The organism is Microbacterium sp. SA39 (assembly GCF_000967865.1).
In the GTDB taxonomy this organism is placed as follows: domain Bacteria; phylum Actinomycetota; class Actinomycetes; order Actinomycetales; family Microbacteriaceae; genus Microbacterium.
The window spans coordinates 56,418-71,338 of sequence record NZ_JXRU01000034.1; the positions used below are offsets into that span (position 1 = coordinate 56,418).

The 14,921-nt window shown below is 70.7% G+C and carries 12 protein-coding genes; 4 read left to right on the top strand and 8 right to left on the bottom strand.

From position 1 onward, the window contains the following. Window positions 1-54: 54 nt before the first annotated feature. Both RS85_RS10215 and RS85_RS10220 read right to left on the bottom strand, forming a co-directional pair. Window positions 55-411: a hypothetical protein gene (locus tag RS85_RS10215; RefSeq protein ID WP_046013353.1), complete on the bottom strand. Its 357-nt coding sequence runs from the start codon at window positions 409-411 to the stop codon at window positions 55-57. After that, window positions 408-1,991 carry a PspC domain-containing protein gene (locus RS85_RS10220; RefSeq protein WP_046013354.1) on the bottom strand — a complete coding sequence of 528 codons (1,584 nt, stop codon included), beginning with the start codon at window positions 1,989-1,991 and terminating at the stop codon, window positions 408-410. Before RS85_RS10220 ends, RS85_RS10215 begins: the two co-directional genes overlap by 4 nt. Window positions 1,992-2,105: 114 nt before the next feature. On the opposite strand from RS85_RS10220, the gene RS85_RS10225 reads away from it, so the two are divergent. Together RS85_RS10225 and RS85_RS10230 are read left to right on the top strand one after the other, a co-directional pair. Continuing rightward, on the top strand, window positions 2,106-3,413 hold the full coding sequence (locus tag RS85_RS10225; RefSeq protein WP_082087582.1) for an ATP-binding protein: 1,308 nt from the start codon (window positions 2,106-2,108) through the stop codon (window positions 3,411-3,413). Then, window positions 3,406-4,065 carry a LuxR C-terminal-related transcriptional regulator gene (locus RS85_RS10230; RefSeq protein WP_046013355.1) on the top strand — a complete coding sequence of 220 codons (660 nt, stop codon included), beginning with the start codon at window positions 3,406-3,408 and terminating at the stop codon, window positions 4,063-4,065. Before RS85_RS10225 ends, RS85_RS10230 begins: the two co-directional genes overlap by 8 nt. A gap of 34 nt (window positions 4,066-4,099) precedes the next feature. Here RS85_RS10230 and RS85_RS10235 read toward each other — a convergent pair whose 3' ends face one another. From RS85_RS10235 to RS85_RS10245, 3 genes are all read right to left on the bottom strand, one after another. Continuing rightward, window positions 4,100-4,507: a DapH/DapD/GlmU-related protein gene (locus RS85_RS10235; protein ID WP_046013356.1), complete on the bottom strand. Its 408-nt coding sequence runs from the start codon at window positions 4,505-4,507 to the stop codon at window positions 4,100-4,102. A gap of 104 nt (window positions 4,508-4,611) precedes the next feature. Beyond that, window positions 4,612-5,385: a DNA-formamidopyrimidine glycosylase family protein gene (locus RS85_RS10240; protein ID WP_046013357.1), complete on the bottom strand. Its 774-nt coding sequence runs from the start codon at window positions 5,383-5,385 to the stop codon at window positions 4,612-4,614. After that, complete coding sequence (locus tag RS85_RS10245; protein WP_046013358.1) at window positions 5,385-6,203, bottom strand: EI24 domain-containing protein; 819 nt, start codon at window positions 6,201-6,203, stop codon at window positions 5,385-5,387. Before RS85_RS10245 ends, RS85_RS10240 begins: the two co-directional genes overlap by 1 nt. A 107-nt stretch (window positions 6,204-6,310) precedes the next feature. Here RS85_RS10245 and RS85_RS10250 point away from each other — a divergent pair, with 107 nt between their 5' ends. Next, on the top strand, window positions 6,311-7,048 hold the full coding sequence (locus RS85_RS10250) for a GntR family transcriptional regulator (RefSeq protein ID WP_046013359.1): 738 nt from the start codon (window positions 6,311-6,313) through the stop codon (window positions 7,046-7,048). A gap of 171 nt (window positions 7,049-7,219) precedes the next feature. Next, the gene (locus tag RS85_RS19500) at window positions 7,220-9,601 is read left to right on the top strand and encodes a DUF4073 domain-containing protein (RefSeq protein ID WP_152642392.1); all 2,382 of its coding nucleotides are present in this window, start codon (window positions 7,220-7,222) and stop codon (window positions 9,599-9,601) included. 86 nt (window positions 9,602-9,687) lie between these two features. Here the strand turns inward: RS85_RS19500 and RS85_RS10260 are convergent, their stop codons facing one another. From RS85_RS10260 to RS85_RS10270, 3 genes are read right to left on the bottom strand one after another with little or no spacing between them, the layout of a single operon-like run. Next, window positions 9,688-9,954, bottom strand: a complete 267-nt coding sequence (locus RS85_RS10260) for a Txe/YoeB family addiction module toxin (protein WP_046013360.1) — start codon at window positions 9,952-9,954, stop codon at window positions 9,688-9,690. Then, complete coding sequence (locus tag RS85_RS10265) at window positions 9,951-10,199, bottom strand: type II toxin-antitoxin system Phd/YefM family antitoxin (protein WP_046013361.1); 249 nt, start codon at window positions 10,197-10,199, stop codon at window positions 9,951-9,953. Before RS85_RS10265 ends, RS85_RS10260 begins: the two co-directional genes overlap by 4 nt. 42 nt (window positions 10,200-10,241) lie before the next feature. Further along, entirely contained in the window at window positions 10,242-14,879 is a 4,638-nt protein-coding gene (locus RS85_RS10270) for an ATP-dependent helicase (RefSeq protein ID WP_046013362.1), read from the bottom strand. Between the last annotated feature and the right edge of the window lie 42 nt (window positions 14,880-14,921).

Consider the following 14,921-nt stretch of genomic DNA (forward strand, 5'->3'; position numbering starts at 1 on the left):
AGGATGTGGCCGCAGAACATCGAGATGGCCGCGGAACTTGAGCCCGACGGGTGGCTACCCGGCGTCGATGTCGCCGAGCGGATGCCGTTCGCCGCGGCCCGACATCCGGCGCTGCACCCGCCGGAGCAGTGCGGATGCACCCGCGACGAGCAGCAGGACCCCGATGGTCAGGATCAGGAGCGTGCCGATCGTCACCGGCGTGAGCGAGAGCGCCCAGTCGGAGATGCCCGCTCGGCGGTCGTCGTCGACGATGAACCAGATCGAGACCGCCGCCACTGCGGCGAACAGGAGGCCCCAGACGATGGCTGCCCAGCGCGTGCGCGGCGGAGTGAGTGACTCGCTGTGGAACGCGGACGCGGCGGTCGCGGTCGGAGCGGTGGTCATAGGCGGGGGTGTCGTCGGAGTGCTCATCGCTGGTCCTCTTCCTCGGGCTCGATGATGGTGACGGTGATGGTGCCGCTGGTCTGGTCGATCGTCAGGCGCTGAAGGGTCGTCGTCGGCGCGTCCTCCGCCGAGATCGTCTCTGCCACCACGGATTCGCCGTTCCGTTCGGTCGCCCACCAGACGCCGCTGTCGATGATCGCGCCGGTGTCGGCCTCGACCCGCATCCAGCTCACGTCGGCGGTGCCCACCGTGGCGCGCAGCTGCAGCTGGACGCCGGGGTCGACGGTGATCCAGGTGCTGCCCGCCCCCTTCTCCACGACGATCGGACGCGGCGCACCCTCGAACCGACTGAGCGAGATCGAGAGCTCGCCGAACGGTTGACGCACGTGCGCCGCCTCGTTGTTCGAGATCGATGCCCAGCCGAAGCTCACGTCCTGGAAGGCGGAGAACCCGCCGGCCACCAGTCCGCCGACGAGAGTCACCACGGTCGTGAAGGCGAGGAAGCCGCTCCGCCGGCGGAAGGCTCCGGCCACGATCATTCCGACCGCGAGCACAAGTGCTGCGGACAGCAGGCCGAGCGCACTGCCCACTCCGGCATCGCCGTTCCAGAGTCCGATGAGGGCTCCGACCACGATGGCGAGGCCGATCACCGAGGCGACGATCGCGAAGCCGGCGCGGGGGGGCGAGGCGCGACGGATGCGCTGCCGCTCGGCGGCTTCCGCGGCGAACACCGCGGCTTCCGCCTGACGTTCACGGCGCACCTGGTCGCGGGCCGCACGCTCGGCATCCTGCTGGCGGCGGCGCCATGCCTGATCCTGCTCCTTCCACGCCGCGTGCTGCGCCCGCCATGCCGCGACGGCGGCGGGGTCCTGCGCATCCGACGGAAGAGGCGCGGGCGGAGCAGGGGGCACGTCACCGATGAAAGCGGCGGGCGGGCCGTACGTCTCGAGGGAAGCGGATGGCGAGGGTGCAGCGGATGCCGGCGAAGAAGTGGCATCCGCCCCCTCGGCGGTACCCGAACCGCCGAGGGGGACGGACGCGCCCGGGGCCGTCTGATCTGCGGAAGCCATCGGCAGGTCAGACGCGGAAGCGCCCGGGGTGCGGCTTGCAGCACGCACGATCAGGAAGAGCAGGCCACCCACGACGGCCAGCCCGACGATCCAGCTGAACAACGCCATCGCCGACCAGCTCTCGTAGCCGAAGCCGAAGAGACGTCCGGTGAGCGGAGCCGTCGGGATGAGCCCGACGATCGCCATGGCCAGAAGGCCGAGCTGCACGGGCTGGTAGTCCTGACGCAGCAGGTCGCGGACGTGGACGCGGCCGTCGAGGTCGGGCAGCAGCGCCCAGGCGACGGCGTAGAGGAAGATCACCGGCAGGCCGAAGAGCGCCGCGACCACGAGAACGCCGCGCACGATCAGCGGGTCGATGCGCAGTCGTGCGGCGATGCCCGCGGCGACCCCGCCCAGCCACCCGTCGGAGCGGGCCACACCGGAACCGGCGACCCACAGCAGGAAGCGCTCGGCGCCCTGCGGAGCGGCAGGACCCGGCGTGCCGGCGCCGTTGTCGGCGTGGTCGGCGGGAGGCGGAGGCGCAGTCGGAATCGTCATGCTTCGATCCTGTCGCTGTCGGCCGTCGCGTCGCCATGGGGTGAACCCCTGAGCGGCCCCTGATTCTCGCCAGGGGAGGGGGCGGATCCGGGCCGCGGGTGATTGGATGTCGACATGCCCTCTTCCGCGCCCGCCGCTGCGCGACCCCCTCGCACCGCAGGGTCGTCAGGTGCGGAGGAGTCCGGCAACCGCGCCCCGCGTGCTCCGCTGACGCGGGACCGCGCGTGCCTGGTCGCCGGCGTGAGCGCGGGTCTCGCGCGTCACCTGGGCGTGCGGGTGGGGATGGTCCGAGCCCTCTTCATCGCGCTCACGATGTGCGGCGGGGCGGGCATCCTGCTCTACGCCTGGTGCTGGGCGTTCACGCCATGGGCGGAGGGCGAGGGCACCCCGTCGCGACGCGTGCCGGTGGCGTGGTTGCTGCTCGCCCCCGCGTTCGTCGGCATACTCGTCGTGCTCTTCTGGCGGGGAGGCGGTGACGGGCTCTCCAGGACGATTCCCTCGGATGCCGCGGCCGTGGTGGTCTTCGGCACCGTGGCAGCGGCGACGGGTGCCGGACTCTGGGCGACGCTGATCGACCGCACCGACACGTCTCGCGGTCCCCGCCACACCATGGCGGTCCGGATCCTGTCGGCCGCGCTCCTGGCGCTGCTCTTCGGCCTGCTCCTGACGCGCCCGGTCGGCAGCACCGGTGTCGCGCTGGTGCTCATTCCGCTCGCCGGCATCCTCGCCGTGCTGCTGTCGACCCTGATCCCGCGCTGGCAGGAGCTGGCCGGGGAACGCGTCCGGCGCATCCGCGAGGAGCAGCGCAGCGAAATGGCGGCGCATCTGCACGACTCGGTGCTGCAGACGCTCGCCCTGATTCAGAACCGTGCGGGAGCGTCGAGCGAGGCGGCGCGGCTCGCGAGGGCGCAGGAGCGCGAGCTGCGTGCCTGGCTGTACGACGGCGACGCCCCGGCCGACAGCGACCTGGCCACCGATCTCCGTGACTATGCCGGCGGCCTGGAACTCGACTACCCGGTGCGGATCGAGGTGGTGTCGGCGGGCCTCTCGACGGAGCGCGCGAGCGGAGAGCTCGCCGCGGCGGCACGAGAGGCCATGCTGAACGCGACGCGGCACGCGGCCGGCGAGATCTCGGTGTACATCGAGGGGAGCGCGACCGACGTCGACGTCTTCGTGCGCGATCGCGGCGACGGCTTCCGTCTGGACGATGTGCCGAGCGATCGGCTGGGCGTACGGGAGTCGATCATCGGCCGGATGCGCCGGGCGGGCGGCACCGGAACCGTGCGCAGCGATGAGAAGGGCACCGAGGTGCATCTGCGGCTGTCAACGGTGCCGCGGGCTGCGACCACCCCGCAGGCCGCGAGCCCGCAGGCCGCGAATCCGCAGGTCGACCCGGAGAACGGCGAGGACGAGCGTGGCTGACAGCATCCGGATCGTGATCGTCGACGATCATTCGATCTTCCGCTCGGGACTCCGGGCCGACCTCGACGCGAGCGTCGACGTGGTGGGCGAGGCGGCCGACGTGCCGTCGGCGATCGCGGTGATCCGCGAGACACAGCCCGACGTGGTGCTGCTCGACGTGCACCTTCCCGGCGGGAGCGGCGACGACTCCACGGGCGGGGAGTCGGTGATCCGTGGCTCGCTGCCGACGACGGCGCGCTTCCTCGCACTGAGCGTGTCGGATGCCGCGGCCGATGTCGTGCGAGTGATCCGGGCGGGGGCGCGCGGGTACATCACGAAGGGCTCGTCGGGCGGAGAGGTGAGCCGGGCGGTGCACGCCGTCGCAGGCGGAGACGCGGTGTTCTCGCCGCGGCTCGCCGGATTCGTGCTCGACGCGTTCGGCGCGGTCGCGGGCGAGACCGCGCAGGCGACCGATGAGCTCGACCGCCTGTCGGCACGCGAGCAGGAGGTCATGCGGCTGATCGCCCGCGGGTACGCCTACAAGGAGGTCGCCGCCGAGCTGTTCATCTCGATCAAGACGGTCGAGACGCACGTCTCATCGGTGCTCCGCAAGCTGCAGCTGTCCTCGCGTCATGAGCTGACGGTCTGGGCGTCGGAGCGTCGGCTGCTGTAGCAGCCGGTCGCTCCTGGGCACGGCTCGGGCCGGCTCAGGCTGCGAGCCAGAGACCCTTGGGGTTCGTCGCCACAGTGAGCCCCGCGGCGACGGTCTCATCGTCGCCGATGCGTGCACCGCGGACGATGCGCGCTCCCGCGCCGACCTCGGTGCGGACGCCGACGTGGGCGTTGTCGCCGATCGCCGCGCCCTGACCGATGTGCGCGTGCGCGTCGATGTGCGCACCCTCGCCGATCACGGCATCCGGTTCGATCCACGCACCGCGGGCGATCGTCGCTCCCGCGCCGATGCGCGCTCCCGGTTCGATGTAGGCGCCGGCTTCGATGTGCGCCTTCGGGTGCACCTTCGCGCCGTGCGCGACGAGACCGCGACCGTTCGCGTGCTTGCGGTACCGCAGCGTCGCGCCCTGGTCGTTCTCGATGTCGACGTAGTTCTTGCCCACGATTCCTCCCGTGCTCCGGAGATTCCCCGGATATATCAACAACCACGGAGGGTACGGATTCATTCCCGCGGATGGATGTCCTTCGGGAGGCGGGGGATATCGGCTCAGCGCTGGCAGAACGGGCACCAGAAGGTGACGCGTTCGCGGGTCGGATCGGCGCCGAGCTCGCCGCGCAGGATCCTCGTTCCACAGCGTCGGCAGGGGCGCCCGGACCGGCCGTAGACCCAGGCCGCCTGGCCCGGCCGGTCGATGCCGGTGAACGTACGGCCGGAGCGATCGCGGTTCGCGCGGATCGTGCGGACCCCGAGCTCCAGCAGGGCCGGGACGTCGACCTCCGGTGTCGGGGTGGTCGGCAGGATTCCGCGCAGGAACAGGAGTTCCGCCGCGTACTCGTTGCCGAAGCCGGCGACGTTGCGCTGATCGAGGAGCGCGACGTGGATGCTGCGCGTGTCGGCGCTGAGCCGCCGGATCGCCTCGGCGATGTCCCAGTCATCCGCGAGCGGATCGGGGCCGAGGTAGCCCACGAGGTCCTCCTCGTCGCGGGTCGCGACGACCTCGATCTCGGCGATGTCGACGCCGACCGCCTCGCGCTCGGCGGTGCCGACGATCGCCCTGACCTTGAACGCCGGATGCCGCCACTTCTCACCCGGGCGGTAGGTGAACCAGGCGCCGTCCATGCGCAGATGGGAATGCAGGGTGCTGTCGCCGATGCGCAGCAGCAGGTGCTTGCCGCGCGACACAGCGCCGTGCACGGGCTGACCGGTGAGATCGAGCGTCGCGAAGCGCGGGACGCGGAGGTCGAAGCGCGTGACCTCGCCGCCGGCGAGGGCCTCGTCGAGACGCTTCGCGGTGCGGAAGACGGTGTCGCCCTCCGGCATCAGACCGCTCCCGGTCGCATCGGGAGGGAGTGCGTGCCCGAGCTCGAACCCTGGGTCCGTGAGCCTGTCGAAGGGCTCGATCGCAGCGGCGTGCGGACGAGCAGGTCGCGCGCGAGCATCGTGCTGCCGGCGACCGCGACCGGCATCACCACGACCGCGCCGAGGGGAATGAGGAAGCAGAGCTGCGTCGCCACGCCGAATCCGAGCACGCGGGCACGGCTGCCCGCGAAGAGCGCGGCGCGGTCGGCCGGCGACAGGTCGCGCGCGTCGAAGGCCCGCCCCGTGAGTTCGCGGGCCAGGAGCCGGCCGGTGAGCATGACACCGGTGACCGGCCCCAGGAAGCCACCGATCACGGGGATGAGTCCGGCGAGCAGCACCACGACCGCGATCAGGATGCCGAGCATCACCAGCCGCAGGCCCTCCGCCACCGTCGTCCAGAAGCCGCCTCCGTCGACCGGGGCGGGATCGCCGAGTTCGACCTCGACCGCGTGCCAGATGCGCTGGTAGAACGGGTCGCCGATGGTCAGGGTCAGCGCGGTGAACACCGAGCTCGAGAGCGCGAGAGTCGCGACGACGATGACGAAGCCGACCGCCCCGCGCACGAGATCCCGCCAGGGATCGAGCCAGCTCTCGGCGAACGGCGTGAGCCATGTGGTGATGCTGCCGAGGTTCCAGATCAGCGGTATCAGCACGGCGGCGAGCACGACGAGGGTGATGAGGCCGGGGACGAGTCCGAGCGCCATCAGGCCGGGGCGGGTGCGCCAGAGACCGAATCCGCGCAGCAGCGTGCGGATGCCTCCACCGAACTCCCGGATCATGGACCCAGCCTACGTCGACGGCAGTGCACCGGTCGGACCAGCGCGGGTACGCTGACGGCGGCGCGCCCCCCATTTCCACCGCGCGCGAGAAGGAGACGAGGCCTCGGATGCATCGCTATCGTGAGATCGCCCGGGATCTGGGCATCCGGATCAATGATGGAGACTTCGATTCCACTGGGATGCTGCCCGCCGAGGAGCAGCTCTCGCGCACCTTCGAGGTCTCGCGAGGCACCGTGCGCAACGCGCTCGTGCTGCTCGCGCGTCAGGGTGCGATCGCTCCTCGCCGCGGATCGGGCTGGCTCGTGCGCACGTCGGCGCAGAGCCAGCACTTCTCGGAGCTGCGATCGTTCGCGCAATGGGCGCGGAGTCGAGGCATGGAGCCCGGCGGCCGCGTGGTGTCCCAGCAGCGGCGCGACCCCTCGCCGGCCGAGCTCCGGGCGCTCCGCGGCGACGCTCGCGCCGACGAGGTGCTCGACGTCGTGCGGTTGCGGCTTCTCAACGGCCGCATCGTCATGCTCGAACGCACCGTCTACCCGCCGTGGATCGCGACGATGGTCGAGGCGCTGTCTGCCGAAGAGTCCTCTGTCGTCGGAGCCCTCGAGGCCCAGCACGGGGTGCGGATGGTGCATGGCGAGCACTCCATCGACGCGACTGCAGCCTCCAGCGAGGATGCGCGACTGCTCGACGTGCGGCGCTCGAGTCCGCTGCTGCGCGTGCGCCGGGTGAGCTATGCCGCCGACGGGCGGGCCATCGAGATGGGCGACGATCGCTACCTCGCCGACACGATGTCGTTCACGGTGCAGGCCTCGCTGCAGGGCACCTCCCTGACCAGGCAGACCACCTGATCCGGGGGCAGGCCCGAACGCCGCCGTTCTGGACTGCTGTGCGCACACGTCCACCCGGAACCAGACGGCGGGTTCCGTCGGAGACCGACCGTTCACCTGCCGTGCACCCGGGGTTGGCTGACCGCGTCGACGCTCGAGACATCAGCCCATTCGTCTCGGAAGGACGACCCCATGCTTCCCATCCAATCCCAGACCCGCCGTCGGGGTGTCGCGCTCGCCGGCGTCGCGCTCTCCGCCGCGCTTCTCGCCACCCCGATCGCTGCCAGCGCGCAGGTCGCGGGCCCCTCATCCCACGAGGTCGTCGCCGCCGCGGCATCCGCCTTCGAGCTCCCCGACGGCCCACTCGTCGCCGGAGCCACGGTGAGGATCGAGTACAGCACCGACCAGCCCCACCCCAAGAACTGGATCGGCTTCTACCGTGACGGCGAGGTGCCCGGGGCTGACGGAGCGTCCTCGGCATCCTGGCAGTACGCCCCCGCCGCTTCCGGGTCGGTCGAGCTGAACGTCCCCGGCGCTCCGGGCGACTACACCGTCTGGTACCTGGCCGAAGACGGCTACGAGCCCCTCGCCGAATCTCAGACCGTCACCGTCACGGCCGCCGCGGGCGAGCCGGTCCCCGGTGATCCGGATGCGGTCGTCGACATCGAGCCCGTGACCACCGGGATCGCCACCGACGGGATGCTGCTCCGTGAGGGCTTCGACAACGGGTTGCCCGCAGGATGGTCGGTCGAGTCCTCCGCCGACATGAACGGCGTCGGCGAGGCGGCCTACCGCGGCTGGGCGCCGACGACTCGCGCTGATTGGACCTCGGCCCTCGATGAGATGCGCGGTCGATTCGCGCGTCCGCTCGCGGGACTCGTGGTCGCCGATGCCCAGCAGTTCGGACCGTACGCGTTCTCGTCGGTCCTCGAGAGCGCGCCGGTGGGCGTCGAGCACCTGCGCTCTCTGGAGCTCTCGTTCGACAGCCATTACCGCGGCGCTGCGGACCAGTCGGGGGTCGTGCGTGCGAGCTTCGATGGCGGTGAGTGGGCGGAGGTGCTGCGGCTCGACTCGACGTCCGTGACCGACGGCTACGACCCCCTGCAGATGAACTACATGCAGGACCTCACGATCGACGTCCCGAAGGGCGCCGCCGAGGTGCGCTTCCAGTGGCAGCTCGACGCCCCGGCCGCAGGATCCCGCTATTGGGCGATCGACTCGGTCGCGGTGCGACAGGGCGTGGTCACGGATGCAGCCGGGTCCACTCAGCTCTGGGCGGTCTCCGACATCCAGGGCCACCCGCAGGACTTCGAGCACGGGCTGGCCGATCTGAACGAACTCGCCCCCGACCCGGCCGGACTGCTGATGGTGGGCGACCTGGTGAACGCCGGCACGTCGGCCGAATGGGACGAGATGTCTGCGGTGATGGAGAACACCGTCGACATCCGGCCCGAGACCACCGTCGCCTCGCTCGGCAACCACGAGCGCTACGCGACCGGCGGGTTCGCCGCGAACTTCGCGCGCTTCCTGGCCTTCGCCGATCGTGACAAGGCGTATGCCGAGTACGTGCTCGACGGACCGGGCGGGCAGGTGCCTGTCATCACGATCGGTCAGGAGATCAGCGGTCCGACCGACGTGGCGATGACCGAGGAGCAGGTGCGCTTCCTCGAGCAGCGGCTCGCGCACTGGACCGCACTCGGCTCGCAGGTGATCGTGAACACCCATTTCCCGCTGGGCGACACCGTCTCGGCGTCGTGGATCCCGGACTACCGCGAGAATCACCTGATGAACGACCGGCTGACCAGCATCCTCGGGAACTACCCGAACGCCGTGGTCTTCAGCGGGCACACGCACTATCCGGCGACGCTCGGCGACTGGGCGGTCCAGCGCCGCACGGCGGACGGTCACCCGGACGGCTTCTGGGCGGTCAACACCGTCGCGATGCATGTGGGGTGGGACGCCGAGGGCGAGAACACCCAGGGCATCAGCGAGGTCACGACCGGCGATGTCAACAACGGCCTGATCGTGGAATCGTACGGCGACCGCCTCGTCGTGAAGGCGTACGACTTCTTCGCCGACGAGCAGATCCGCGAGGTGACCATCCGGAATCCGCTCGCACCCTACGCGGCGGATGTGGTGCCGGTCGCCGAGCGTCCGGCCGACTACACGGCGGTGGACGCCCAGCTGCAGCGCGTGCCCGCCGACCTCGAGCCGTTCACAGCGGCGAGCGTCGCTGCGCTGAATCGGGCGATCGCCGCGGTGCAGCGCGACCTCACCGTCGCTGATCAGGCCGATGTGGATGCCTTCGCCGCCGACCTTCGGACCGCGATCGACGGTCTGGTCCGAGTCGGCGACGGCGGTGACGGTGGTGACGGCGACGGCGATGACGGCGGCGGGCCGGGGTCGGGTCCAGGCTCGGGTTCCCCCGATGACGGCGCTGGCGGAAGTGCAGACGAGGGCGACCTCGCGTCGACCGGCTACGACCCCGGTGCGACGTGGATCGTCGCCCTGGGCCTGTTGGGACTCGGCGGTTCGGTGCTCGTCGCCCACCGCCTCGCGCGACGCCGTTCCTGATCCTCCGAACGGCACCGTCGGCCCGCACTGGTCTACACCGGGTGCGGGCCGGCGGTGAACTCTCAGATCATGGCTCAGCGCAGGCGTCAGTAGTGGTAGCGGGCTTGCAGAACCGTGACGTGGTGATCAGTCGCGGTGTAGACGAGGCGATTGGTCTCGTCGATGCGCCGTGACCACGCTCCCGCGAGAACATGCTTCAATGGCTCGGGCTTTCCGATCCCCTCGAACGGATCGTCTCGGAGGACGTCCGCGATGAGCAGGTTGATGCGATTCAGGGTGCGTCGATCCTGCGTCTGCCAGTAGACGTAGTCCTCCCACCCTTCCGCGGTCCAGACCAGGAGTCGCGGGCTCATTCCTCGAGGAGGTCGTGCTCGGCGACGTCTCCGGCGCGGGCAGCGGCCAGCGCGGAGAGCAGGCGGTTCGCATTCGCGGGCGAACGGAGAAGGTGGGTCGTCTCGAGGAGAGAGTCGTACTCCGTCTTCGACATGAGGATCGCCGAGCCTCGGCGCGACGTGATCTCCACCTCCGCATGATCGAGGTTCACGCGCTCTATCAGACCGAAGAGGTCACGCCTCGCCTCGCTGGTGGTGATGGCCATCTCAACTCCTTCTTGTACCAAATATGGTACCACTCGTTGACCTCAGACGGCCTTGCGCAGGGTGTAGCCGCGCGGTGTCTGCACGAATCCCGCCTCCTGCAGGGCACGCGCCAGCTCGGTGCCGTAGACGCCCTCGCCGTCGATCTTCTCGACGGTCAGGGTGTCGAGACGTCGGGCGCGGGCGGTCGCTGCGAGGTCGGACGTCGCGGCGCGCAGGACATCGGCGTCGTCGGTGAACGACAGCACCGTGCGGCCGCCGCGTTCGAGGTACAGCACGAGCGAGCCGTCGACGAGGACCACGAGGCCGCCGGCCTTGCGCCCCGGGCGGTGCGAGATCTCGTCGCGTTTCGGCCACCCGAGAGCGGCTCCATAGGGATTGGCGGGGTCGGTCGCCGCGAGCGTCACGGCGTTCCGCGGGGGAGGATCGGCGAGCCCCGCGTAGGTGCGCAGCCGGTCGACCGTGGCGGATGCCGCGAACTGCGCCGCTCCGAGCTGTTCGATGACGTAGCCGCGTCGGCAGTGTCCCGCTTCTTCGAAGCCGGCGAGCACGCGGTACGCCTGAGCGAATCCGCCGGGCACGCCCTCGGATTGCACGGCCCCGCGCGTGACGACGCCATAGCGGTCGAGCAGCAGCCCGGCGGTGACGGTCGCCCGGCGCGCGGCATCCGTCTCGATCGACGGCAGCAACGACCAGCGCCCGCCGATGGACGTTGGCCGCGGCGCGGTGCGGGTGAGTGACATGCCGCGGTAGGTGCGCGCGCGGGGGGCTCGCCGGGTCACCTTGTGCGCCTGCGAGCCGCCGGCGAGAAGCGAGCGGATGGGCGCGAAGGTGTCGTTCGTGACATGCCCCGACCAGGTCAGAGCCCAGAGCGCCTCGAGCACGGACTGCTCGTTCTCAGCCGACGCCATCTCTTTCAACTGACTCGCGAAGTACGCGCCGCCCACCTGCAGCGCGGTCAGCACGCGCGCCTCGAGAGAATCGGAAGCGATCTCGGTGTCGGGCTCGGGAAGCGTGAACGGCGCGAGATCGGCGGGATGCAGCGACACCCACCCGTCGCGACCGGGAAGCGTGCCGTGGCCCGACCAGATCACCTCGCCGGCCGTCGTCAGCTCGTCGAGCATGGTGGGGGAGTAGTCGCGCACCCGCGACGGGAGGACCAACGACTCCCACGCGCTCGCCGGAATCGGCACGCCGGCGAACTGCTCGATCACGGTGAGCACCCCGTCGAGACCTTCCAGCGGCCGGCCGAGATGCTGCCAGTCGGGCAGGAAGCGGGCGAAGGCCTCGGGCGAGACGGGCTCGACCGAACCGCGGATCGCGGCGAGCGAGCGCATGCGCAGGCGTCGGAGTACCTCGGTGTCGCACCACTCGATGTTCTCCTGATGCCCGGAGCCCGACCCTGATCCGGTCCCTGAGCCCGGCGAAGGGTCGGGCAGGAAGTACCCGCTGGTGAGTCGGCCGGCATGCTCGAGCCTCTGGAGGGTGTGCCGGGCGACGGCCGTGCCGATGCCGAAACGCGTGGCGACGGCATCCGTCGTGAACGGCCCGTGGGTGCGAGCGTGTCGGGCGACGAGATCGCCGAGCGGGTCGGCGATCGGCTCGAGGAAGGCGACGGGGATGCCGGTCGGGAGGGCCGCTCCCAGCGCATCGCGCAGACGGCCGGCGTCTTCGATCACGGCGACGCGGCTCACTCCGCCGATGGTCACGGGAATCGCTCGGCGGGCCGTGATCAGGTCGTCGAGAAGGGCGGCTGCCGAAGTCTCGACGGTCTCCGGATCGAGCCGCGCCGCGACCTCGTCGGCGTCGAGCGGGCCGAGCATGCGCAGCAGGTCGGCGACACCCTCGAGACCCCGGGCACGTCGTTCCGGGTCGAGGCGCTGTGCCTCGCGCTCGAACTGCGCGATGACCTCGGGATCGAGGAGCTCGCGCAGCTCGACCGTGCCGAGCAGTTCGCCGAGGAGCGCCGGGTCGACCGACAGCGCCGCGGCCCGTCGCTCTGCCAGCGGAGAGTCGCCCTCGTACATGAACGCGCCGACGTAGCCGAACAGCAGGTCGCGCGCGTAGGGCGAGGGCTGGCCGGGCTGCGTCTCGACGAGGCGGATGCGCCGGTCGGCGATCGAGGTCGCGAGCCTGCGCAGCGACGGGAGGTCATAGACGTCCTGCAGCACCTCGCGCAGGGTCTCCAGGATCACCGGGAAGGTCGGATGCCGGCGGGCGACCTCGAGCAGCTGCGCCGAGCGCTGACGCTGCTGCCAGAGCGGGCTGCGTCGGTTCGGGTTCGTGCGCGGCATGAGCAGCGCGCGCGCCGCGCACTCGCGGAAGCGGGAGGCGAACAGCGCGGAGCCGCCGACCTCCTGCGTGACGAGCACCTCCAGCTCGTCGGGATCGAACACGAAGAGCTCGGCACCGGGCGGTTCGGCCTCGGCATCCGGGATGCGGACGATGATGCCGTCGTCGCTGGCGACAGCCGAGCCCTCGACGCCGAGGCGCTCCCGCATGCGGGCATTGATCGCCAGCGCCCAGGGCGCGTGCACCTTCATGCCGTACGGCGAGTGCAGGATGACGCGCCAGTCGCCCACCTCGTCGCGGCCGCGCTCGACCGTGAGCGTGCGGTCGGTCGGGAGAGTGCCGGTCGCCGCGCGCTGCTCGGTGAGGTGGGCCATCAGGTTCATGCGCGCCTGCTCGTCGAGACCGGCTTCGATGAGACGCTGGGCGGCCTTCTCGGGAGTGGCCGCAGCGACCTCGCGGGAGAACTTCCCGAGCGCCTCGCCGAGCTCGAACGGTCGTCCGATGCCGTCGCCGTGCCAGAACGGCACCTTGCCCGGCTGGCCGTATGCGGGGATCACGTTGACGCGGTCGTGGGTGATCTCGGCGATGCGCCAGCTCGTGGTGCCCAGAGTGAAGACGTCGCCGACGCGGGATTCGTAGACCATCTCCTCGTCGAGCTCGCCGACGCGACGACCCGCCCCCTCGCCCGCGACGAACACGCCGAAGAGTCCGCGGTCGGGGATCGTGCCACCGCTGGTCACAGCGATGCGTTGCGCCCCGGGACGCCCGGTGAGCGTGCCGGCATCGCGGTCCCACACGAGGCGCGGGCGGAGCTCGGCGAATTCATCGGAGGGATAGCGACCGGCGAGCAGGTCGAGCGTCGCCTCGTACGCGGAGCGCGGCAGCGACTGGAAGGGCGCCGAGCGCCGCACGGTCTCGAACCACTCCTCGACGCTGATGGCGCCGAGTGCGCTCGCCGCCACGGTCTGCTGGGCGAGGATGTCGAGTGGATTGCGCGGCACCTGGATCGCCTCGATCCTGCCCGCCAGCATCCGTTCGGTGACGATCGCCGTGTGCAGCACATCGCCGCGGTGCTTGGGGAACAGCGCGGCGCGACTGATCTCGCCGACCTGGTGGCCGGCACGGCCCACACGCTGCAGACCGGATGCCGCGGACGGCGGAGCCTCGACCTGGATCACCAGGTCGACCGCGCCCATGTCGATGCCGAGCTCGAGACTGCTGGTCGCGACGACGCAGCGCAGCACGCCCGACTTCAGCTCTTCCTCGACCTGTGCGCGCTGCTCTTTCGACACCGACCCGTGGTGCGCCTTGGCGAGGACGGGCTCGGCGCCGGCTGTCGCGCCGGCCTGCGCCATCATGGCGGCGGGGACGGTCGCGGCGGGGAGCGCGGCCCCGATGCGCTCCGAGTAGATCTCGTTGAGACGCCCGGTGAGACGTTCGGCGAGGCGGCGGGAGTTGGAGAACACGATGGTCGAGTTGTTCTGCAGGATGCGGTCGACGATCGCCTCCTCCACGTGCGGCCAGACGGAACCCGTGACCTCGGTGTACTCGGCGTCGGTCGGGTCGTCCGTGGGAGTCGGAACGCCGGGCGGCGGCGGGGGATTGGTCATGTCGTCCATCGGCACGACCACGGCGAGCTCGAAGGTCTTCGATGCGCGTGGGGCGACGATCTCGACGGGAGCCGAGCCGCCGAGGAAGCGGGCGACCTCGTCGATCGGACGGACCGTCGCGGAGAGGCCGATGCGCTGCGCCGCAGTCTCGTTGCCGTGCGTTGCGCGGAGGGCGTCGAGCCGTTCGAGGCTCACGGCGAGATGCGCGCCCCGCTTGGTCGCCGCGACCGCATGCACCTCGTCGATGATGACCGTGTGCACGTCGCGCAGGGTCTCGCCCGCGCGGCTGGTGAGCATCAGGTACAGCGACTCGGGAGTCGTGATCAGGATGTCGGGCGGATCGGAGACCAGCTTGCGACGATCGCTCGATGTGGTGTCGCCCGAACGCACCCCCACCGTGACCGATGGCGCCGGCAGGCCCAGTCGTCGTGCCGACTGCCCGATGCCGATCAGTGGGGAGCGGAGGTTGCGTTCGACGTCGACGCCGAGCGCCTTGAGCGGAGAGATGTAGAGGATGCGCGTGCGCGAGGCATCATTCTTGAGCTTCTCCGACTTCGACGGCTTGTCGTCGACGGCGGCGAGACGCTCGCGGAAGACGCTGTCGATCGCCCAGAGGAAGGCGGACAGCGTCTTGCCCGATCCGGTCGGAGCGACGACGAGCGCATGCTTGCCCGCCGAGATCGCATCCCAGGCTCCGGCCTGCGCGGGCGTGGGCGCAGGAAACGCACCCCGGAACCAGTCCTGCGTGGCCGGAGTGAAGCGCTCGAGCACATCCCCCATCCGTCCATCATCCCTGAGGCCACCGACATCGGCGTGGGGATT

Bases quoted from the DNA above. Each gene is read 5' to 3' on its own strand.
- RS85_RS10260 (WP_046013360.1), bottom strand. From the start codon at position 9,954: ATGAGCCCGCGACTCCTGGTCTGGACCGCGGAAGGGTGGGAGGACTAC.
- RS85_RS10250 (WP_046013359.1), top strand. From the start codon at position 6,311: ATGCATCGCTATCGTGAGATCGCCCGGGATCTGGGCATCCGGATCAAT.
- RS85_RS19500 (WP_152642392.1), top strand. From the start codon at position 7,220: ATGCTTCCCATCCAATCCCAGACCCGCCGTCGGGGTGTCGCGCTCGCC.
- RS85_RS10215 (WP_046013353.1), bottom strand. From the start codon at position 411: ATGAGCACTCCGACGACACCCCCGCCTATGACCACCGCTCCGACCGCG.
- RS85_RS10245 (WP_046013358.1), bottom strand. From the start codon at position 6,203: ATGATCCGGGAGTTCGGTGGAGGCATCCGCACGCTGCTGCGCGGATTC.
- RS85_RS10220 (WP_046013354.1), bottom strand. From the start codon at position 1,991: ATGACGATTCCGACTGCGCCTCCGCCTCCCGCCGACCACGCCGACAAC.
- RS85_RS10270 (WP_046013362.1), bottom strand. From the start codon at position 14,879: ATGGGGGATGTGCTCGAGCGCTTCACTCCGGCCACGCAGGACTGGTTC.
- RS85_RS10240 (WP_046013357.1), bottom strand. From the start codon at position 5,385: ATGCCGGAGGGCGACACCGTCTTCCGCACCGCGAAGCGTCTCGACGAG.
- RS85_RS10225 (WP_082087582.1), top strand. From the start codon at position 2,106: ATGCCCTCTTCCGCGCCCGCCGCTGCGCGACCCCCTCGCACCGCAGGG.
- RS85_RS10265 (WP_046013361.1), bottom strand. From the start codon at position 10,199: ATGGCCATCACCACCAGCGAGGCGAGGCGTGACCTCTTCGGTCTGATA.